This window comes from Aeromonas bivalvium, from assembly GCF_046078285.1.
GTDB classification, from domain to species: Bacteria; Pseudomonadota; Gammaproteobacteria; order Enterobacterales; family Aeromonadaceae; genus Aeromonas; species Aeromonas bivalvium.
Window position 1 is genome coordinate 77662 of record NZ_JBGXBV010000001.1, and the last position, 20417, is coordinate 98078.

Sequence of the window (20417 nt, forward strand, 5' to 3'; positions counted from 1 at the left end):
CCAATCTCTCTCAGTAACTAAATTGAGTAAATTCAAATACTTCACCTCTGTGAGCTCGCGCATCTTCTCTCAAAACGTCCCAGGCACACCGGGGCGGGCCTGGGATCCCAGTCCGCCCCCGCTGGCCGAGTCAGGCATGGCAACCCATCGGCCATCTCAGCCCCGGTAGCGATGGGCGCGATACTGGCTGGGGGATTGGTCGAACGCCTCCTTGAAGAAACGGGTAAAGCTGCTCTGACTGGCAAAACCCAGGCGCTCCCCCACGCTCTGCAGGGGGAGGGCGGGATCCTGCAACAGGCGGCAGGCCTCCTCCCGGCGCACCCGCTCCAGCAGGCCTGAGAAGTGGCACCCTTCCTCCCGCAGATGGCGGTTGAGGGTCCAGCGGGTCAGTTTGAGGTGCTCGCACACCCCATCGAGCAGAGAGGAGGCCTCGGCGCTCTCTTGCCACAGCTGCTGGCGGATGAGTGCCATCACCCTGTCCCGGTAGCGGCTGCTTGGGCGAAGCTGGGCCATCTGCCGGTCGAGCTCCCCGAGCAGCAGGGGTTGCAGGGGCAGGTTGCACTGCCCGTGGGCGAGATCGAGCAAAGCGGCGGGAAAGCGCAGCTCGAAGGCCGCCCCCTGTTGCAACCGCCCTTCCAGCCAGCCTGCCAGCTCACGCCACAGCCTGGGGCGTACCGGGGTGGGCAGCACCAGCAGCCCCTGGCCCGGGTGGTAGAACTGGAGCAGGGCATAGAGGTGGCAGAGGTTGGCCAGGCTGCTCAGGGCGATGACGTCCGGGTGATCGGACTCCGAGTGGTAGCTTACCCTGGCCTGTCCCTCTTCTTCTTGCAGGCGGATCTCGTCGCTCTCGCCGATGAGGGGGCGGTAGGCGAGGAAGAAGTGCAGGGCCTGGCGAAGGGTGGCGGCGTTGCAGCACAGGCTCGCCAGCGACATGAAGTCGGCAAAGAGGCCGGGGAGGGCGGGGGGCGTCCAGTCGAGGGCCAGATCCACGTGGGGGGCTGCCCCGGCCAGCAGCCGGAAGTGGCGCCCGGTGTCGAGCCGCCCCTGGGGGATCAGCAGCTCTTCGTGGGCGATGCCGCAGGGGTGCAGGAGGGCAGCAGGATCCCGCCCGCGGGCCTGCCAGTGGTTGAGGCAGTGCAGGGCAATCCGGTTGGAGACGGTCTTCACGGCAAAAATCCTTGTCAGCGGTGGCCCACCATCATCGGCCAACGGCGGCGGATTGCCGTGAGCCAGCGCCGCTTTCATGTTTCAGATTTGTAACCAAGGGTAACCCTGCAACCCTTTTCACACTTTTCAATCCTGCTCCCAACCGGCAACTTCCTGCACCCGACGGGCAAGTGAGAGGGGCCGCTTTTGCATAGAGTGGCGACTCCTACACACACAAGGAAGATAACAACAATGAAACACCACTCGCTCTCCCGAACCCGTGTCGCCCTCGCCATCGGGGCCCTGCTGCTGGCAGGGTGCAACGACAACGATTCCACCCCCAAGCCCGAGCAGCCCGTTCTGGGCCACCGCACCGTCACCCTCATCGAACAGGACGGCCTGCAATTCAAGGATCTCGATGGCAGCGGCACCCTGACCCCCTACGAGGACTGGCGCCTCGGCGCCGCCGAGCGGGCCCGGGATCTGGTGGGCAGGCTCACCCTGGCCCAGAAGGCAGGGCTGATGATGCACGGCACCCTGGTGCTGGACGGGGCGGGGCGGGTGAACCTCGCGGCCATGGACAAGATGCTGCGAGAGGACGGGGTCAACACCTTCATCACCCGCATGGCCGGTGATCCGGCGGCCATCGCCGCGGACAACAACACCCTGCAGGCCCTGCTGGAAGGAGTGGGATTCGGCATCCCCATGACGGTGAGCACGGATCCCCGCAACCACTTCACCCATGATCCGAACGCCACCAGCATCGGTGCCGGGGCCTTCTCCCAGTGGCCCGAGACCCTGGGGCTGGCCGCCATCGGCGATGCCGCCCTGGTGCAGCGCTTTGGCGACATCGCCCGTCAGGAGTACCGTGCCGTCGGCATCCACGAGGCCCTCTCGCCCCAGGCGGATCTCGCGACCGAGCCGCGCTGGGGCCGCATCAACGGCACCTTCGGGGAAGACAACCTGCTCGCCAAGTCCCTGGTCAAGGCCTACATCGAGGGCTTCCAGCAGGGGAGCGAGGGGATAGGCAAGGAGAGCGTGGTCACCGTGGTCAAGCACTTCGCCGGGGCCGGTCCCCAGAAGGACGGGCTGGATGCCCACAACCCCTGGGGCAAGGAGCAGATCTACCCCGGCGGCCAGTTTGCCTACCACCTGGTGCCCTTCGAGGGCGCCTTCGAGGCCAGGGTGGCCGCCGTGATGCCCTACTACGCCATGCCCCTGGGCCTGACCCAGGATGGGCAGCCCGTCGAGGAGGTGGGGTTTGGCTTCAACCGCCAGATCATCACGGATCTGTTGCGGGGCCACTTCAAGTTTGACGGCGTGGTGCTGAGCGACTGGGGCATCGTCAATGACTGTGACAGCCGCTGCGAGCAGGGGTTGACCCAGGATGAAGTCAATGCCGGGGTGAGCCCCTGGACCGTGCCCTTTGGCATGTCCTGGGGCGTGGAGAAGCTCACCAAGGCCGAGCGTTATGCCAAGGCCATCGACGCCGGGGTGGATCAGTTCGGTGGCGTGGAAGATCCGGCGCCCCTGCTGGCGGCGGTGCAGAGCGGTCTGGTGACCGAGGCGGCCATCACCACCTCGGCCGAGCGGATCTTGGAACAGAAGTTCGCCCTCGGGCTCTTTGAGAATCCCTATGTGGATGCCGAGGCCGCGGTGGCCCTGGTGGGCAAGGCCGAGTTCCAGCAGGAGGCCCAGGCCGCCCAGGCGGCGTCTCACGTGCTGCTGAAGAACGAGGGGGCCCTGCTGCCGCAAAAGGCGGACGGCAAGCGGGTCTACCTGCACAATGTCAACGCCGAGGTGGCCAGGGCCAACGGCTATACGGTGGTAACGAACCTGGCCGAGGCGGAGCTTGCCATCGTGCGGGTCAATGCCCCGGGGGAGCAGGATCCCCGCTTCCCGTTTGGCAGCATCCACTTCGGTCAGCTCGGCTTTGCCAGCAATGATCAGGTGGTGCAGGAGACGGCCCATGAAGGGGTCTACCGCGGCGCGGATGACTATGCCGCCATCCAGGCCATCGAGCAGGCCGGGGTGCCCCTGGTGCTCTCCGTCTATCTGGACAGGCCCGCCATCCTGACCGAGGTGGCCCCGGCGGCCCGGGTGCTGCTCGCCAACTTCGGCGCCCTGGATCAGGCCCTGTTCGATGTCATCAGCGGCACCCAGAAGGCACGCGGCAAGCTCCCCTTCGAGCTGCCCTCCAGCTGGCAGGCGGTGCTGGCCCAGTCCCCGGACGTGGCCAAGGACTCACAAAGCCCCCTCTACCCCTATGGTGCCGGTCTGGCCTATTGACGGACAGGGATGTTCTGTCTCTCATCAAGGCGCCTGCGGGCGCCTTTTCCATTGCCCCCATCGACAATCCCGGTTTGGCGCAAGGGGCGGGCTTGGGCATAATGGCGCCCCATCAGGGGGTGGCGCGTCTCGCGGCCTTGACATACTCGCGAGGCGACGCGCCCAGCAAGCGCAGAGGAGACAAGATGAAATTTATCGGAGCCCACGTCAGTGCGGCGGGCGGGGTGGAAAACACCATCGCCCGGGCCAAAGCCATCGGGGCCAACGCCTTCGCCCTGTTTACCAAGAATCAGCGCCAATGGCAGGCGGCGCCCCTCTCCGAGGCCAGCATTCGCGCCTTCAAGGCCGCCTGCGAGAAGGAGGGCTTTCGCCCCGAGCAGATCCTGCCCCACGACAGCTACCTCATCAACCTGGGTCATCCCGACCCCGATGCCCTCGCCAAGTCCCGGGATGCGTTCCTGGACGAGATGAAGCGCTGCGAGCAACTGGGGCTGTGCTACCTGAACTTCCACCCGGGCAGCCATCTCAAGCAGATCCCCGAGGCGGTGAGCCTCAAGCTCGTGAGCGAGTCCATCAACTGGGCGCTGGAGCGCAGCGAAGGGGTGACGGCGGTGATCGAGAATACCGCAGGCCAGGGCACCAACCTCGGCTGGTCGTTCGAGCACCTGGCCACCCTCATCGACGGGGTAGAGGACAAGAGTCGGGTCGGCGTCTGCTTCGACACCTGCCACGCCTTCGCCGCCGGTTACGATCTGCGTACCCCCGAGGGGTGCGAGGCGGTGTTTGCCGACTTCGACCGCATCGTGGGGTTCGAGTACCTCAAGGGGATGCACATCAACGGCGCCAAGTGTACCTTCGGCAGCCGGGTCGACCGCCACCACAGCCTGCGGGAGGGCAACCTCGGCGAGGCGGTGTTCCACCACATCATGAACGACGCGCGTTTCGACGGCATCCCGCTGATCCTCGAGACCATCGACGAGTCCATCTGGGGCGAGGAGATACGCTGGCTGCGCAGTCTGGCCCCCTGAGGATCAGGCGATGCAACGAACAGAGGCCCCAATGCGGGGCCTCTTTTTTATGGCGGTACTGCCTTTGGCGTCCCCGACGCGTCTCGCTGCCGGGGCGCGGGCCATCAAGCGGCGTGGGCTGCGAGATCCTTGAGCAGACCGTCGACCCGCTGCAACCGGGTGACCCTGTCCTGGGTGGGGACCTGGAAGCGCAGCCGGGTCGGGCCGTCCATCTTGAACACCCTGGGCTGTTCGCTGAGCAGCTTGACCAGGTAGGTGGGGTCGACCCGGGTCTCCTGGGTGAAATCCAGATAACCGCCGCGCTCGTTCATCTCCAGGCGCTTGATGCCAAGGGCCGCCGCCCGCTGGCGGAAACCGGCGAGGTCGAACAGGGTCTTGGTGGCGTCCGGCAGCAGGCCGAAGCGATCGATGAGCTCCACCTTGAGCTCCCGCAGCTCCTGCTCGTCCGCCGCGCTGGCGATGCGCTTGTACATGGACAGGCGCATGTTGACATCCGGGATATAGCTGTCCGGCAACAGGGCCGGCAGGCGCAGCTCCACCTCGGTGTGCTGGCTCATCAGCTGATCCAGAGAGGGCTCCTTGCCTGATTTGAGGGCCTCCACCGCCTGCTCCAGCATCTCCATGTAGAGGGTGAAACCCACCGACTCTATCTGGCCGCTCTGGTCGTCGCCAAGCAGCTCGCCCGCGCCCCGGATCTCCAGATCGTGGGTAGCGAGCGCAAAGCCGGCGCCGAGATCTTCGAGGGATGCGATGGCGTCGAGCCGTTTGGCGGCATCCTTGGTCATCAGCTTGGGATGGGGGGTGAGCAGGTAGGCATAGGCCTGATGGTGGGAGCGCCCGACCCGGCCCCGCAACTGGTGCAGCTGGGCCAGCCCCAGATGATCGGCCCTGTCCATGATGATGGTGTTGGCGCTCGGCACGTCGATGCCGGTCTCTATGATGGTGGTGCACACCAGCAGGTTGAAGCGCTGGTGGTAGAAGTCCGACATGATGCGCTCAAGGTCGCGCTCGCGCATCTGGCCGTGGGCGATGCCGATGCGCGCCTCCGGCACCAGCTGGGCTAGGTCATTGGCGCATTTCTCTATGCTCTCCACATCGTTGTGCAGGTAATAGACCTGACCGCCCCGCTTGAGCTCCCGCAGCACCGCCTCCCGGGTGACGGCGGGATCCTGCTGGCGCACGAAGGTCTTGATGGCGAGGCGCTTGGCGGGCGGGGTGGCGATGATGGAGAGATCCCGCATGCCGGACATGGCCATGTTGAGGGTGCGCGGGATCGGCGTCGCCGTGAGGGTGAGGATGTCCACGTCGGCCCGCAGCGCCTTGATCTTCTCCTTCTGGCGCACCCCGAATCTGTGCTCCTCGTCGACGATGAGCAGCCCCAGATCCTTGAACGTCAGATCCGAGCCCAGCAGCTTGTGGGTGCCTATGATGATGTCCACCTTGCCCTCCGCCAGCTCTTTCAAGACGGCCGTCTGCTCCTTGGCGGAGCGGAAGCGGCTCAGTACCTCCACCCGCACCGGCCAGTTGGCGAAGCGGTCGCGGAAGTTGTCGTAGTGCTGCTGGGCCAAGAGAGTGGTGGGCACCAGCACCGCCACCTGCTTGCCGCCATGGACCGCAACAAACGCGGCCCGCATCGCCACTTCCGTCTTGCCAAAGCCCACGTCGCCGCACACCAGGCGGTCCATGCTCTTGGCCTGGCACATGTCGCCGAGCACCGCATTGATGGCATTGAGCTGGTCTTCGGTCTCCTCGAACGGGAAGCCGGCGGCAAACTGGCGATAGCTCTCCTTGTCGTGCTTGAAGGCGAACCCCTTGCGCGCCGCCCGCAGGGCATAGACGTCCAGCAGTTCGGCGGCCACATCGCGCACCTTCTCCGCCGCCTTGCGCCGGGCGCGGCTCCAGGCCTCGCCGCCGAGCTTGTGGCTGGGGGGGTTATCCGAACCCGTGTAGCGGCTGATGAGGTGCAGGCTGGTGACCGGCACGAACAGCTTGTCGCCCCCGGCGTATTCCAGGGTGAGGAACTCGGTGGGCATGCCGCCGGCGTCCAGGGTCTCCAGGCCGAGATAGCGGCCGACCCCGTGATCCAGATGCACCACGGGCTGACCCTGGGTCAGCTCGCCCAGGTTTCGGATCACCGCCTCCGAGCTTAAGTTCTTGCTCTTCTCCCGGGCGCGCTTGCTTCGGATCTTGCCGCCCAGCAGCTCGCTCTCCGTGATGAGGGCGAGCGCCTCCTGGCCGCTCTCTTGCAGCAAGAAGCCGCGCTCCAGGGGGCCGACCAGTATGCCCATCCTGTCGCTCCCGGCGAGGAAGGCCGCCAGGCTGGCGGACTCGGGGGGCTGGTGGCCGATGCGGGCCAGCAGGTCCCGCAACACCTCGCGCCGCCCCTCGGACTCGACCACGAACAGGGTGCGCCCGGCAAACCCTCGCAGGAACTGCTCCAGGGCGAGCAGGGGCTGCTCCTTGCTGTGATCCAGTTGCAGCTCGGGCAGGGGGGCGAAGGGCAGATCGAACTGACCGGCGCCGCCCTGGCAGGGGGCGCTTTGCAGGCGCACGGCGCCATACTGGCCGAGGGCCGCAAACAGCTGCTCCACCGGCAGATAGAGGCGGGCGGGCTCGAGCAGGGGGCGGCTGGTGTCCCAGCGCCGCTCCTCGTAGCGTTGTTGTACGTCGTTCCAGAAGCCCTGGGCGGCCGGGTAGATCTCCCCGACCGTGATGAGGCGGGTCTGGGGTGGCAGATAGTCAAACAGGCTGGCGGTCTGCTCGAAAAAGAGCGGCAGATAGTATTCGATCCCCGCCGGCCAGCGCCCCTTGCTCACCTCCTGATAGATGGAGCCATCGGCCCGGGACAGCTCGAACAGCTCCCGGTACTGGCCGCGAAACAGCTCGATGGCCCCCTCGTCGGTGGGGTACTCCCGGGCCGGCAGCAGGCTGACCGCAGGGACGGGCTCGCGGGAGCGCTGGGATTCGGGGTCGAAGGGACGGATGGAGTCCACCTCGTCATCGAAAAAGTCGATGCGATAGGGGTGGTTGCTGCCCATGGGGAAGAGATCGAGCAGGGAGCCGCGGGCGGCGAACTCGCCATGCTCGAGCACCTGATCCACCGCCACATAACCCGCCGTGGCCAGACGCCCTCTCAGTTGTTGCAGGTTGAGGCGCTGGCCGCTTTTGACCATCAGGCTGTATTTGTCGAGATACGCCTGGGGGGCACAGCGCAGCATCAGGGTGGAGATGGGGACGATGAGGGCGCCCCGCTGCATCTGGGGCAGCTGATAGAGGGCCTCCAGCCGCTGGGAGATGATGTCCTGATGGGGGGAGAAGGTGTCGTAGGGCAGGGTCTCCCAGTCCGGAAACAGCAGCACGGGGCAGGGGGCATCGTCTGCCTGGGCCAGCAGGTAGCGCAACTCCTGCTCGAGGCGCAGGGCGCTCGGGGTGTCGGCGGTGATCAGCAGGGTCGGGCCCGTGTTGCTGCGGGTGAGCTCGGCGGCCACCAGGGCCAGGGCGCTGCCATGGAGCTGGCCCAGGGTGCTTTTTTGGCCCGCGGTGGCGGGCAGCTGGGGTAGGGTTAGGGATCTCATCACTCTTCGTCTTGAACCTTGTTCCGTTTGCACCTGGGCCCGGGGGCCGGTGCCGGGATCAGCCGATCGGGCGGGGCGCGACCGGCTGGCGGGGGGTTGCTAGCCTAGCCGTTCCTGGGCGCGGGCCTTGAGCTGGCGCGACTGGACGTGGAGGCTGGCTCGCACCAGCAGCTCGCGGTCTTCCTCGCGAATGCGGACATAGTCGAGGCCGACATGCAGGCCATGCTCGCCGGCCGTGACCTCCCGGACCCGGGCGTAGCAGTAGACGGCGGCGGCCTCGTCGCGCAGGAAGATCTTGAGGCGCACCAGCTGCCCCTGGGTGGGGGCCTGGCCATGGCCCTGCATTGGGTGCAGGTAGGTGAGCTGGCCCGCGCCGAAGGTCAGGGTATGAAAGCGCTGCTCCGGGTGATCCTGGGCCGCCAGCACATAGCTCATGATCATGTCTATCTTGCGGGACTGCTGGTTGATGATCTCCACCAGATCCTGCACGGCGTCGCTCTGGTTGCGAATGAGCCGGGTGGCGGCCATGTCGGCGGTGCTGATGGCACTGGCGATGCGAAAGGGTTCGGGCAGCTCGGCCTCCAGGGCCTGCTCGCTCGGCAAGGGGTAGTCGCTAGGCAGGGGGATCACATTGACCGGTGTGGCATGGGTGACGTTGAAAAACTGTTCCTGCATGTAGGCTATCCCTTGTGTTCATGGATAAGTGTTCATGGATAAGTGTTCATGGATATGTGGCCATGGCGATGGGAGCCGGGTGCTATGTCTCGCTCTGGCCTGTGTCAGCCGGACTGCCGCGATGAGGTGTCAGGTGGCGGCGCCTGGCGCCACTCGTCTGCCTGGCGAGGTTGGCTTTTCCCACTCGGCCTGCCCGCTTGCCAGCGGGGGCTGACCGGGGGCCATGGCCGTGGCCGGGCCCCTCCCTCGGCACCCTTTGGCGCAGCAACGCGGCTTGCGTTGAGGCGTCAACAGACCCTATTATCCGGCATCTTATTTTGTTGGCAACGTAGATATCCTTGAAGACTGGACTTTTTCAGCCCCTTTCGCTGGCCATTGGCCTGCGTTATGCAGGGTCACGGCGCAGTAATCGCTTCGTCTCCTTCATCTCCCTGTTCTCCACCTTTGGCATCGCCATCGGGGTCGCCGCCCTGATGGTGGTGATCTCCGTCATGAACGGCTTCGAAGGCCAGCTCAAGGGACGCATCCTCGGGGTGATCCCCCATGTGGTGCTGACCAGTCAGGCTGGCCGCATCGATGCCCATCCCGAGGGGCTGCCCGACCTTGCCAAGCTGCCCCACGTCGTCGCCACGGCCCCCATGCTCGACAGCGAAGGCATGCTGCAAAGCCCGGGTCAGCTGACCGGGGTGAGCGTGCAGGGCATCGACCCCGCCCGCTGGCCGAAAGAGGACATACTGCATTCCCAGATGCTGGGGGGGCGGCTCGACTCCCTCAAGGGGGGGGAGTACCAGATAGTGCTGGGGCAGGGAGTGGCGCGTCGCCTCGGCGTGGGGCTGGGGGATCCGGTGCGTCTCATCCTGACCGAGGCGACCCGCTTCACTCCCTTTGGCCGGGTACCGGCCCAGCGTATCTTCACCGTCTCTGGCATCTTCGGGGTGGGCGCCGACGTGGACGATCAAATCGCCCTGATCGCCCTCGCGGATGCCCAGCGCCTGCTGCGTCTGCCTCCCGAGACCATCGGCGGTCTGCGACTCTGGCTCGATGATCCCTTCGCGGCGGACGCCGTGATCAAGACCCCCTTGCCCGCAGGTTATCAATGGCAGGATTGGCGCCGCGAGCGCGGCGAGCTGTTCCAGGCCGTGGCCATGGAGAAGCGAATGATGGGCTTGATGCTGGTGCTGATCATCGCGGTGGCCACCTTCAACATTCTCTCCGCCCTGGTGATGGTGGTGACCGACAAGGAAGGGGAGGTGGCCATACTGCGCACCATGGGCATGAACGAGGCTGGGATAGTCAGGATCTTCATGGTGCTCGGCGCCTCCAGCGGGGTGATCGGCGCCCTGTTTGGCGCCCTGGCCGGGCTGGCCCTGACCCTGGGGCTGAACCCCCTGCTCAATGGGCTTGGGCTCAATCTCTATATGGCGGCGGGCGGCAGTGGCCTGCCGGTCATCGTCGAGCCGATGCAGGTGGCCACCATCCTGGGTGGCGCCGTCTTGCTGAGCTTTGGCGCCACCCTCTATCCGGCGGCCCGTGCGGCCCGGGTGAAACCGGCCGAGGCATTGCGTTATGAATGATTCATCTTCTGTTGTTGCTGGTGCAAGTGGAGCCCCTGTTATGAATGACCCCCAGTCCCGTGAACCCCTGCTGCGTTGTCAGGCGTTGAATCATGTCTATCAGGAGGGCGAACTGCAGACCCAGGTGCTCAAGGGGATCGATCTCAGTGTCGCCCCCGGCGAGATGCTGGCGGTGGTCGGCAGCTCGGGGTCGGGCAAGACCACCCTGCTGCACCTGATGGGGGCGCTGGACAACCCTTCCAGCGGCGCCGTGCTGTTCAAGGGGGAGGATATCCACCGCTGGGACAGCCGGACCCAGGCCCGTTTTCGCAACCAGGAGCTGGGATTCGTCTATCAGTTCCACCACCTGCTTGCCGAGTTCACCGCCCTGGAGAACACCGCCATGCCGCTGCTCATCGCCGGGGAGTCCGTGGCGTCGGCCAGCGCGAAGGCGAGCAAGATGCTGGAGCGGGTGGGGCTCTCCCATCGCCTCCATCACCGTCCCTCCGAGCTCTCCGGTGGCGAGCGCCAGCGGGTGGCCATCGCCCGGGCCCTGGTCAACGAGCCCAGCCTGGTGCTGGCGGACGAACCGACCGGCAACCTGGATCACGCCAGCGCCACCGCCGTCTACGAGCTTCTGTGCGAGCTCAACCGCGAGCTGGGCACGGCGTTTGTGGTGGTGACCCATGACTTGAGTCTGGCCGCCAAGCTCCATCGCCGGGTGACCCTGGTGAGCGGCATCATGGCGGAGGTCGCCTGATGTTCAAGCCGCTGCCCCTGTTCCTGGGCCTGCGCTACAGCCGCTCCCGTCGCCGCAACGGCTTCATCGCCTTCATCTCCGCGTCTTCCCTCATCGGCATCGCCCTCGGGGTGATGGCGCTGATCCTGGGGCTGTCCGCCATGAACGGCTTCGAGCGGGAGCTCAAAGACAGGGTGCTCTCCGTCATCCCCCACGGTGAGCTGGATGCGGTGGAGAGGCCGCTTCCCGACTGGCCGAGGCTCAGAGACTACCTGTTGGCCCAGCCCGGCATCGAGGCCGCCGCCCCCGTCATTCGCCTGAACGGCCTGCTCGAACATGGCAGCGCCCTCAAGGGGGTGCAGCTGCGCGCCGTGCTGCCCGAGCTCGAGGCCAATCTCTCCGATGCCGGCAACTTCATGACGGGGCGGGGTTTTCGCGAGCTCAAGGGCGGTGAGCGGGGGGTGATCCTCGGCAAGGCCATCGCCGACAAGCTGGGGGTGGGGATCGGCGATCCGGTCGCCATCCTGCTGCCCCAGGGGGGCGATACGACGGGAATAAAGAACCCCAGGCGCGAGGCGCTGCACGTGGTGGGCCTGCTGGAACTCGGCGGCCAGCTTGACGGCCTGCTCGGCTTCATGCACCTGGAAGATGCCCAGGCCATCACCGCCATGGGCAGCGATGTGGAGGGTTTCAGCCTCAAGGTGGACGATGTGCTCAAGGCGCAATCCATCACTGTGGCCGCCGCGCAGCAATTCCCCCATCACGTGTATATCCGCAGCTGGATGAACAGCCAGGGCTATCTCTATCAGGACATCCAGATGGTGCGCACCGTCATGTACGTGGTGATGCTGATGGTGGTGGCGGTGGCCTGCTTCAACATCGTCTCCACCCTGGTGATGGCGGTGAACGAGAAGCGCAGCGAGATCGCCATCTTGAAGACCATGGGGGCGAGCCCGGGCCAGATAAGGCTCACCTTCGTCATCCAGGGTATGGTGAACGGGGTGGCGGGGGCCCTGCTCGGCGCCCTGCTCGGCAGCCTGCTGTCGAGCAAGCTGACCCAGATCCTGAGCGCCATCGAGGGGGTGATCGGCCATCGCTTCCTCAACCCGGATATCTACTTCATCGATTTCCTGCCCACCGAGCTCCATGGCCAGGACGTGGTCATCGTCACCGGGGCGGCCATCCTGATGAGCCTGGCGGCCACCCTCTACCCCGCCTGGCGGGCGAGTGGCCTGGTGCCCTCCCGGGAGCTGGGACACTGACCTCGTCTCTGACCCGAGCAATGAAACAGGGCCCGCCGGCGCAACCGGCGGGCCCTGTCGTCTGGGCGGGATGGGCGCCTCAGTGGGCGTTGAGTTCGTCGAGGGGCAGGGAGAAACTGGCCACGAACACGTCGATGAAGTAGCGCATGGCCGGGCTCATGCGCGCCTCCAGCATGGCCTCGAGGCGTTTCCTCGCCGGCTCGAATTCCCGGTTGCCTGCGTTGATCTCCTCCAGGCACTTGGTATAGGCACACAGGGTGTCGGCGTCCTTGACCAGTCGGGCGAGGGCGTCGTCCTGGGCGCCGGAGTCGAGCAGGGGGCGATAATCCTCCACCAGCTCCGCCGGCAGGAGCGCCAGCAGGCGTTGCTCGGCGGCTAACTCTATCTTCTTGTATTCCCGTGCAATTTCAGGATTGAAATACTTGACCGGGGTGGGCAGGTCCCCGGTCAGCACCTCGCTGCTGTCATGGTAGAGGGCCATGACGGCGGCGCGATCCGCATCGACGCTTCCACCAAACAATCGGTTGTGGATGAGCCCCAGGGCATGGGCCACCATGGCGACCTGCAGGCTGTGCTCGGCGATGTTCTCCGGCTGGACATTGCGCATCAGGGGCCAGCGGTAGATGAGCTTCATGCGGGATAGGTTGGCAAAGAAGTGGCTGGGCAGCATGGTGACCTCACAAGAGAGATGAAACGGATAATGAAAAGGGCAGACCTCAGTCTGCCCTTTTTTTCCCGTCACGGCACCTGCCGGGATCAGCGGATATAACGGCCGGATTCGGCCTCTTGATTGGTGACCACCATCTGGCCGATGGGGGCCAGGGCAATCAGCGCCAGCTTGAGGTGCTGGATGCCGAACGGAATGCCGATGATGGTGACGAAGCAGGCCAGGGCCGAGGCGATATGGCCGATGGCCAGCCAGATGCCGATCACCAGGAACCAGAGGACATTGCCTATCATCCCGAGCGTGCCCGTGCCTATGTCGCCCTGACCCGTCATGCTCTTGCGGCTCACCGCCTGCTTGCCGAACGGGAAGAAGGTGAAGGTGCCGATGACAAAGCAGGAGCGGCCCCAAGGAATGCCGATGAGGGAGACGAAACAGAGCAATCCCGCCAGCCACCAGGCCAGTCCCATGATGACACCGCCGAGCAGGAACCACAGCAGATTGAACACAAAACGAAAGAAACTCATCAGTTTGACTCCAGAACCAGATAGTTTGCCACCATAGCCGCGCGGGGCAGGGGACGCAATATGTGAATGAGGCCCCCCTTGTCCCGATGGACAATCGCGGTCGCAGCCGGGCCCGCTCGATGCCTTTTTAGCGCCATTGACGCAAAAAAACCGGACCGAGACCAAATTATTGGCCCCTTTGCCCTTGAAGTCGGTATCCGGGCGCCCCATATCGGTCACAGAATTGCACGATTTGTCTCTCCCGAGCGCTGTTTTGCGCCGCGAAGGGCATGGATGTGGGGCTCTGCGGCTCGACGCGACCAAAGTGCGCCGCTATAATGTCGCGTCATATTTTCTCATCACAAAGACAGTCGTTGTCTTTATAAACAGGAAGACTCCGGGTCTCGACCCAGGGGCAATAAAGGGTCAGCACACAGTGCTGAGTTGAACGAGGTAAAAGAATGCAAGTTTCTGTAGAGACAACCCAAGGTCTGGAACGCCGTCTTACCATCACTGTACCGGCTGCCACCGTTGATGCCGCCGTGCGTAAAGAATTGAATGGCCTGGCCAAGACCCGTCGCATCGACGGTTTCCGTCCTGGCAAGGCTCCGGTTGCCATCATCAAGAAGATGTTCGGCGCCATGGCCCATGCCCGCGTTGCCGACGACATGATGCAGAGCAACTTCATCAAGGCCATCATCGAGAACAAACTGAGCCCGGCCGGTGCCCCGACCATGGATCCGAAAGAGATCAAAGAAGGTCAGGATTTCGAGTTCACCGCCACCTTCGAAGTCTACCCCGAGTTCGAAGTCGCCGGTCTGGAGTCCATCAAGGTCGAGAAGCCGATTGCTTCCGTCAAGGACGAAGATCTGGCCAACATGATCGACACCCTGCGCAAGCAGCACGCCACCTGGTCCGAGTCTGACACCGCTGCCGCTGCCGGCATGCGTGTGACCATGGACTTCGTCGGTTCCATCGACGGTGAAGAGTTCGACGGCGGCAAGGCCGAAGGCTTCACCCTGGAACTGGGCGCCGGCCGCATGATCCCGGGTTTTGAAGATGCCATCCTGGGCAAGAAAGCCGGTGACGAGTTCACCATCGAGGTGACTTTCCCGGCCGACTACCACGCCGAAAACCTCAAAGGCAAGGCGGCCAAGTTTGCCTCCAAGCTGAACAAGGTTGAAGTCCAGGTGCTGCCCGAGATGACCGAAGAGTTCGTCAAGCGTTTCGGCATCGAGAGCGGCAACGTGGAAGACCTGAAAGCCGAAGTGCGCAAGAACATGGAGCGCGAGCTGGCCCAGGCCCTGAAAAACAGCGTGAAAGAGCAAGTGCTGAACGGCCTGGTTGAAGCCAACCAGATCGATCTGCCCAAGGCTGCCGTCGAGCAAGAGATCGACACCCTGCGTCAGCAGGCCCTGCAGCGCTTCGGTGGCTTCCAGGGCGGCAACGCGCCCGAGCTGCCGGCCGAGCTGTTCCAGGCCCAGGCCGAGCGCCGTGTTCGCGTCGGTCTGCTGCTGGGTGATGTCATCCGCACCAACGAGATCAAGGCCGACGACGCGCGCGTGACCGCACTGATTGAATCCATGGCCACCGCCTACGAAGATCCGAAGGAAGTGATCGAGTACTACCAGAAGAACGAGCAGATGCTGAACGGCGTCCGCAACCTGGCGGTTGAAGATCAAGCCATCGACCTGATCCTGTCCAAGGCGCAAGTGACCGAAAAAGAAGTGGCCTTTGACGACGTGATCAACAAGTCCGGCGCCGCTGCCTAAGAACATTTGACTTAAGGTCAAAACTGTTAAGTATAATGGCTCGTGTGATGTCCACCCGGGCCATTTTATTTTAGGGACAATGCCTTATGTACAAAAACTATAACGACGTGACAGATTCTCCCCGTAATGCCCTGATCCCCATGGTGGTCGAGCAGACTGCCAAGGGGGAGCGTTCATACGATATCTATTCCCGTCTGCTCAAAGAGCGGGTGATCTTCCTGACCGGTCAGGTCGAGGATCACATGGCCAACCTGGTGGTGGCCCAGCTGCTGTTTCTGGAGTCCGAGAGCCCGGATAAAGACATCTCCATCTATATCAACTCCCCGGGCGGCGCCGTGACCGCAGGCATGTCCATCTATGACACCATGCAGTTCATCAAGCCGGACGTGAGCACAGTGTGCATGGGGCAGGCCTGCTCCATGGGTGCCTTCCTGCTGGCTGGCGGTGCCAAGGGCAAGCGTTTCTGCCTGCCCAACGCCCGGGTGATGATCCACCAGCCCCTGGGCGGCTTCCAGGGCCAGGCATCTGACATCCAGATCCATGCCCAGGAGATCCTGAAGATCAAGAATACCCTGAACGAGCGGCTGGCATTCCACACCGGTCAGGACATGGCCACCATAGAGCGCGACACCGACCGTGACAACTTCATGTCGGCGGAGCAGGCGATGGCCTATGGCCTGGTGGACGGCGTGTTCAACCAGCGCGGCTAAGCAGGGTACACCGGTCTGTTATAAACTCAGCAGACCGATCATCCTCTATTGATACAACGAGGTTGCTGAATGACAGAGAAACGCAAGGGTGAGGGCGACAAGCTGCTCTACTGCTCTTTTTGCGGCAAAAGCCAGCATGAAGTGCGCAAGCTGATCGCTGGCCCTTCCGTCTACATATGCGATGAGTGTGTCGAGCTGTGCAACGACATCATCCGCGAAGAGATCCGCGAGATCTCTCCCAAGCGTGATGGCGATGCCCTGCCGACTCCTCACGAGATCCGCGCGCACCTGGATGACTATGTCATCGGGCAGGAGTATGCCAAGAAGGTATTGGCCGTGGCCGTCTACAACCACTACAAGCGTCTGCGTAACAGCGGCGATGGCAGTGGCGTCGAGCTCGGCAAGTCCAATATCCTGCTGATTGGCCCGACCGGTAGCGGCAAGACCCTGCTGGCCGAGACCCTGGCCCGCCTGCTGGATGTGCCCTTCACCATGGCCGATGCTACCACATTGACCGAAGCCGGTTACGTGGGCGAGGACGTGGAGAACATCATCCAGAAGCTGCTGCAAAAGTGCGACTACGACGTGGAGAAGGCCCAGCGCGGTATCGTCTACATCGACGAGATCGACAAGATTTCCCGCAAGTCGGACAACCCCTCCATCACCCGTGACGTGTCCGGGGAAGGGGTGCAGCAGGCTCTGCTCAAGCTGATCGAAGGCACCATCGCCTCCGTGCCGCCGCAAGGGGGCCGCAAGCATCCGCAGCAGGAGTTCCTGCAGGTCGATACCTCCAAGATCCTCTTCATCTGTGGCGGTGCCTTTGCCGGTCTGGACAAGGTGATCGAACAGCGCTCCAGCAAGGGGGCCGGGATCGGCTTTGGCGCCGAGGTGAAATCCAAGGACGCCATGGCGACCTTGAGCGAAACCTTCGCCAAGGTAGAGCCGGAAGATCTCATCAAGTACGGTCTGATCCCCGAATTCATCGGCCGTCTGCCGGTGGTGGCGACCCTGACCGAGCTGGACGAGGCAGCCCTGATCCAGATCCTGAAAGAGCCGAAAAACGCGCTGACCAAGCAATATGCCGCTTTGTTCGATCTGGAAGGGGTGGAGCTGGAGTTTCGTGACGACGCCCTGAACGCCATCGCCCGCAAGGCGATGGAGCGCAAGACGGGTGCCCGTGGTCTGAGGTCCATTGTCGAAGCCGTGCTGCTCGATACCATGTATGACCTGCCGTCCCTGGATGGGGTCAGCAAGGTGGTGATCGACGAGACGGTGATCAAGGGCGATTCCGCGCCCCTGATGATCTACGAAAATAATGATACCCAGGCGGCTGCATCCGAGTAACAGACTGATTTTTAATCAGATGAAAGGGGCTTTTTGCCCCTTTCTTGCTTTTTACGGCCAAGGCGATTGAATCTCATCTTTACGCCCCCATATACTCAGCCAAGCGCTTTGCCAACGGTATAACAAGCCGAGAGGACATATATGAACCTAGAGCGTTCAGAACGCATCGAGATTCCCGTCCTGCCTCTTCGTGACGTGGTGGTGTATCCCCACATGGTCATTCCACTCTTCGTGGGGCGGGAAAAATCCATTCGCTGTCTTGAAGCGGCCATGGAGCAAGACAAGAAAGTCCTGCTCATTGCCCAGAAGGATGCGTCAACCGATGAGCCAACCGTCGAGGAGATCTTCTCGGTCGGGACTGTGGCCAACATATTGCAGATGCTCAAGCTGCCTGACGGCACCGTCAAGGTGCTGGTGGAAGGTGGCCAGCGTGCCCGCCTCGAGCGGATGATCGACGATCACGACTTCTTCGTGGGGGAGGCCGAGTACATCGCCTCTACCCCGATCGCGGAGCAGGATCAGGAGGTGCTGGTACGCTCCGCCATCGGTCAGTTCGAAGGTTACATCAAGCTCAACAAGAAGATCCCGCCCGAGGTGCTCACCTCGATTTCGGCGATCGACGATGCGGCGCGCCTGGCTGACACCATGGCGGCCCACATGCCGCTCAAGCTCGAAGACAAGCAGAAGGTGCTGGAAATCGCCTCCGTGTCCGAGCGCATCGAGTTTCTGATGGCCATGATGGAGTCGGAGATTGACCTGCTGCAGGTCGAGAAACGCATCCGCTCCCGGGTCAAGAAGCAGATGGAGAAGAGCCAGCGGGAGTATTACCTCAACGAGCAGATGAAGGCCATCCAGAAAGAGCTGGGTGAGCTGGAAGACTCGCCCGACGAGTTCGAGGCCCTCAGTCGCAAGATTGAAGAGGCCGGCATGCCAGCCGATGCCCATGACAAGGCCCAGGCCGAACTGGCCAAGCTCAAGATGATGTCACCCATGTCGGCGGAAGCCACCGTGGTGCGCAGCTACGTCGACTGGATGGTGCAGGTGCCCTGGCGTTCCCGCTCCAAGGTCAAGAAAGACCTTGGCAAGGCGCAAGAGGTGCTGGACGCGGATCACTATGGCCTGGAGAAGGTCAAGGATCGCATCCTCGAGTATCTGGCGGTGCAGGCGCGGGTCAACAAGCTCAAGGGGCCCATCCTCTGCCTGGTCGGGCCTCCCGGGGTGGGCAAGACCTCGCTCGGTCAGTCCATCGCCAAGGCCACCGGCCGCAAGTATGTGCGCATGGCGCTCGGCGGCGTGCGTGACGAGGCGGAGATCCGCGGTCACCGTCGCACCTACATCGGCTCCATGCCCGGCAAGCTCATCCAGAAGATGGCAAAAGTCGGGGTGAAGAACCCGCTGTTCCTGCTCGACGAGATCGACAAGATGAGCTCGGACATGCGTGGCGATCCCGCCTCCGCCTTGCTGGAAGTGCTGGATCCCGAGCAGAACAACAGCTTCAACGATCACTATCTGGAAGTGGATTATGACCTGTCGGACGTGATGTTCGTGGCCACCTCCAACTCCATGAACATCCCGGGTCCGCTGCTGGATCGGATGGAAGTGATCCGCCTGTCCGGCTACACCGAGGACGAGAAGCTCAACATCGCCAAGCAGCACCTGGTAGCCAAGCAGATCCAGCGCAACGGCCTGAAACCGGCGGAGATCATCATCGAGGACTCTGCCCTGGTTGGCGTCATCCGTTACTACACCCGGGAAGCCGGGGTGCGTAGCCTGGAGCGCGAGATCTCCAAGATCTGCCGCAAGGCGGTGAAGAAGATCCTGCTGGACAAGAGCATCAAGCAGGTGCTGGTCAACGGTGACAACCTCAAGGAATTCCTGGGGGTACAGCGCTTCGATTACGGCAAGGCCACCGACCAGAACCAGATAGGTCAGGTGTGTGGTCTGGCGTGGACCGAGGTGGGGGGCGATCTTCTCACCATCGAGACCACCAACGTGCCGGGCAAGGGCAAGCTCACTTACACCGGCTCCCTCGGCGACGTGATGCAGGAGTCCATCCAGGCTGCCATGACGGTGGTGCGGGCCCGGGCCGAGAAGCTGCGCATCAACGGCGACTTCTACGAGAAGCGCGACATCCACGTGCACGTACCGGAAGGGGCGACCCCGAAAGACGGTCCGAGTGCCGGTATCGCCATGTGCACCGCCCTGGTCTCCAGCCTCACCGGCAACCCGGTGCGTGCCGACGTCGCCATGACGGGGGAGATCACCCTGCGCGGTGAAGTGCTGCCCATCGGCGGACTCAAAGAGAAGCTGCTGGCGGCCCATCGCGGTGGCATCAAGCGGGTGCTGATCCCGAAAGAGAACGAACGCGATCTCGAGGAGATCCCGGCCAACGTCAAACAAGACCTTGAAATCTATCCGGTTCGCTGGATTGACGAGGTCCTGGAGCTGGCGTTGCAGGAGAATCCACAGGGTTTCGAACGCGTTTCTGTCGTATAAAAGTTGATGCGCCGCAAACTTGGCGCACATGGCCGGGGGTTAAGGCTTGCAAGCGCCGGATAACGGCAGTAGCCTTGACCCCCGTTCCGGTACTCATGATCGGTCGCAATGCGTGATGTGGCGCGGGTTTGCGCCATATTGTCACTTGCAACTGACCAGGAGGCTTGTTATAAAACCTCCACTTGTTGTGGCCAGGGAAATCAGCGCCGCAGCGATGTTCGATAAAAGGGGAATATAAGAGTGAATAAATCTCAACTGATTGACAAAATTGCAGACGGCGCCGATATCTCCAAAGCCGCCGCTGGCCGTGCGCTGGATGCTTTCATTGATGCAGTGGGTGAGGCCCTGAAAGAGGGTGACCAGGTTGCTCTGGTTGGTTTCGGTACCTTCGCCGTTCGTGAGCGTGCCGCTCGTTCCGGCCGCAACCCGCAAACTGGTGCGACCATCGAGATCGCCGCAGGCAAAGTGCCTGCCTTCAAGGCCGGCAAGGCTCTGAAAGACGCTGTCAACTGAGCCGGTTGCTGATCCTGTCGGCTCCGTCCTTGGTCGCAGACCAGACAAAGTGAGAGGGCTCTCCCTCATACTGATTGACCAAGGCGCATCGCAATCGGTGCGCCTTTTCATTATTCATGCCCATCGAGTACGGGAGCATAAGTAC

At 63.3% G+C, this 20417-nt stretch carries 15 protein-coding genes; 10 read left to right on the top strand and 5 right to left on the bottom strand.

Annotation, left to right across the window (positions count from 1 at the left end; translation table 11 throughout):
• Nucleotides 1–156: 156 nt before the first annotated feature.
• Nucleotides 157–1167 carry a helix-turn-helix transcriptional regulator gene (locus ACEUCR_RS00310; protein WP_408787431.1) on the bottom strand — a complete coding sequence of 337 codons (1011 nt, stop codon included), beginning with the start codon at nt 1165–1167 and terminating at the stop codon, nt 157–159.
• A gap of 231 nt (nt 1168–1398) precedes the next feature.
• On the opposite strand from ACEUCR_RS00310, the gene ACEUCR_RS00315 reads away from it, so the two are divergent.
• Complete coding sequence (locus ACEUCR_RS00315; RefSeq protein ID WP_408787432.1) at nt 1399–3435, top strand: glycoside hydrolase family 3 protein; 2037 nt, start codon at nt 1399–1401, stop codon at nt 3433–3435.
• A gap of 185 nt (nt 3436–3620) precedes the next feature.
• Nucleotides 3621–4463 carry a deoxyribonuclease IV gene (gene nfo, locus ACEUCR_RS00320; RefSeq protein WP_408787433.1) on the top strand — a complete coding sequence of 281 codons (843 nt, stop codon included), beginning with the start codon at nt 3621–3623 and terminating at the stop codon, nt 4461–4463.
• Nucleotides 4464–4567: 104 nt separating this feature from the next.
• Here the strand turns inward: nfo and mfd are convergent, their stop codons facing one another.
• Both mfd and ACEUCR_RS00330 read right to left on the bottom strand, forming a co-directional pair.
• On the bottom strand, nt 4568–8038 hold the full coding sequence (mfd, locus tag ACEUCR_RS00325; protein WP_408787434.1) for a transcription-repair coupling factor: 3471 nt from the start codon (nt 8036–8038) through the stop codon (nt 4568–4570).
• A 99-nt stretch (nt 8039–8137) separates the two neighbouring features.
• Nucleotides 8138–8713: a PilZ domain-containing protein gene (locus tag ACEUCR_RS00330; protein ID WP_408787435.1), complete on the bottom strand. Its 576-nt coding sequence runs from the start codon at nt 8711–8713 to the stop codon at nt 8138–8140.
• 338 nt (nt 8714–9051) lie between these two features.
• Between ACEUCR_RS00330 and ACEUCR_RS00335 the strand changes: the two genes are divergently transcribed.
• Genes ACEUCR_RS00335 through lolE form a run of 3 tightly spaced genes read left to right on the top strand, consistent with a single transcriptional unit; the run spans nt 9052 to nt 12267 of the window.
• A complete protein-coding gene (locus ACEUCR_RS00335; protein WP_041996917.1) occupies nt 9052–10287 on the top strand; it encodes a lipoprotein-releasing ABC transporter permease subunit in 1236 nt (411 codons plus the stop codon).
• Nucleotides 10288–10327: 40 nt separating this feature from the next.
• On the top strand, nt 10328–11026 hold the full coding sequence (gene lolD, locus ACEUCR_RS00340) for a lipoprotein-releasing ABC transporter ATP-binding protein LolD (RefSeq protein ID WP_162625740.1): 699 nt from the start codon (nt 10328–10330) through the stop codon (nt 11024–11026).
• A complete protein-coding gene (gene lolE, locus ACEUCR_RS00345; RefSeq protein WP_041996922.1) occupies nt 11026–12267 on the top strand; it encodes a lipoprotein-releasing ABC transporter permease subunit LolE in 1242 nt (413 codons plus the stop codon). The genes lolD and lolE overlap by 1 nt, the downstream gene beginning before the upstream one ends.
• Before the next feature lie 79 nt (nt 12268–12346).
• On the opposite strand, the gene yfbR is transcribed toward lolE, so the two are convergent.
• Together yfbR and ACEUCR_RS00355 are read right to left on the bottom strand one after the other, a co-directional pair.
• Nucleotides 12347–12937 carry a 5'-deoxynucleotidase gene (gene yfbR, locus ACEUCR_RS00350; RefSeq protein WP_041996925.1) on the bottom strand — a complete coding sequence of 197 codons (591 nt, stop codon included), beginning with the start codon at nt 12935–12937 and terminating at the stop codon, nt 12347–12349.
• 86 nt (nt 12938–13023) lie between these two features.
• Nucleotides 13024–13458: a YccF domain-containing protein gene (locus ACEUCR_RS00355; RefSeq protein WP_041996928.1), complete on the bottom strand. Its 435-nt coding sequence runs from the start codon at nt 13456–13458 to the stop codon at nt 13024–13026.
• 440 nt (nt 13459–13898) lie between these two features.
• Between ACEUCR_RS00355 and tig the strand changes: the two genes are divergently transcribed.
• The 5 genes from tig to hupB all read left to right on the top strand — a co-directional run bounded on the left by tig (nt 13899) and on the right by hupB (nt 20272).
• The gene (tig, locus tag ACEUCR_RS00360) at nt 13899–15209 is read left to right on the top strand and encodes a trigger factor (RefSeq protein WP_408787436.1); all 1311 of its coding nucleotides are present in this window, start codon (nt 13899–13901) and stop codon (nt 15207–15209) included.
• A gap of 86 nt (nt 15210–15295) precedes the next feature.
• Complete coding sequence (gene clpP, locus ACEUCR_RS00365; protein ID WP_041996934.1) at nt 15296–15919, top strand: ATP-dependent Clp endopeptidase proteolytic subunit ClpP; 624 nt, start codon at nt 15296–15298, stop codon at nt 15917–15919.
• A gap of 69 nt (nt 15920–15988) precedes the next feature.
• Nucleotides 15989–17263, top strand: coding sequence for an ATP-dependent protease ATP-binding subunit ClpX (gene clpX, locus ACEUCR_RS00370; protein ID WP_041996937.1), 1275 nt, complete (start codon nt 15989–15991; stop codon nt 17261–17263).
• A gap of 141 nt (nt 17264–17404) precedes the next feature.
• Nucleotides 17405–19759, top strand: a complete 2355-nt coding sequence (gene lon, locus ACEUCR_RS00375; RefSeq protein WP_408787437.1) for an endopeptidase La — start codon at nt 17405–17407, stop codon at nt 19757–19759.
• A 240-nt stretch (nt 19760–19999) separates the two neighbouring features.
• The gene (hupB, locus tag ACEUCR_RS00380; protein WP_005315375.1) at nt 20000–20272 is read left to right on the top strand and encodes a nucleoid-associated protein HU-beta; all 273 of its coding nucleotides are present in this window, start codon (nt 20000–20002) and stop codon (nt 20270–20272) included.
• The last annotated feature ends 145 nt before the right edge of the window (nt 20273–20417 follow it).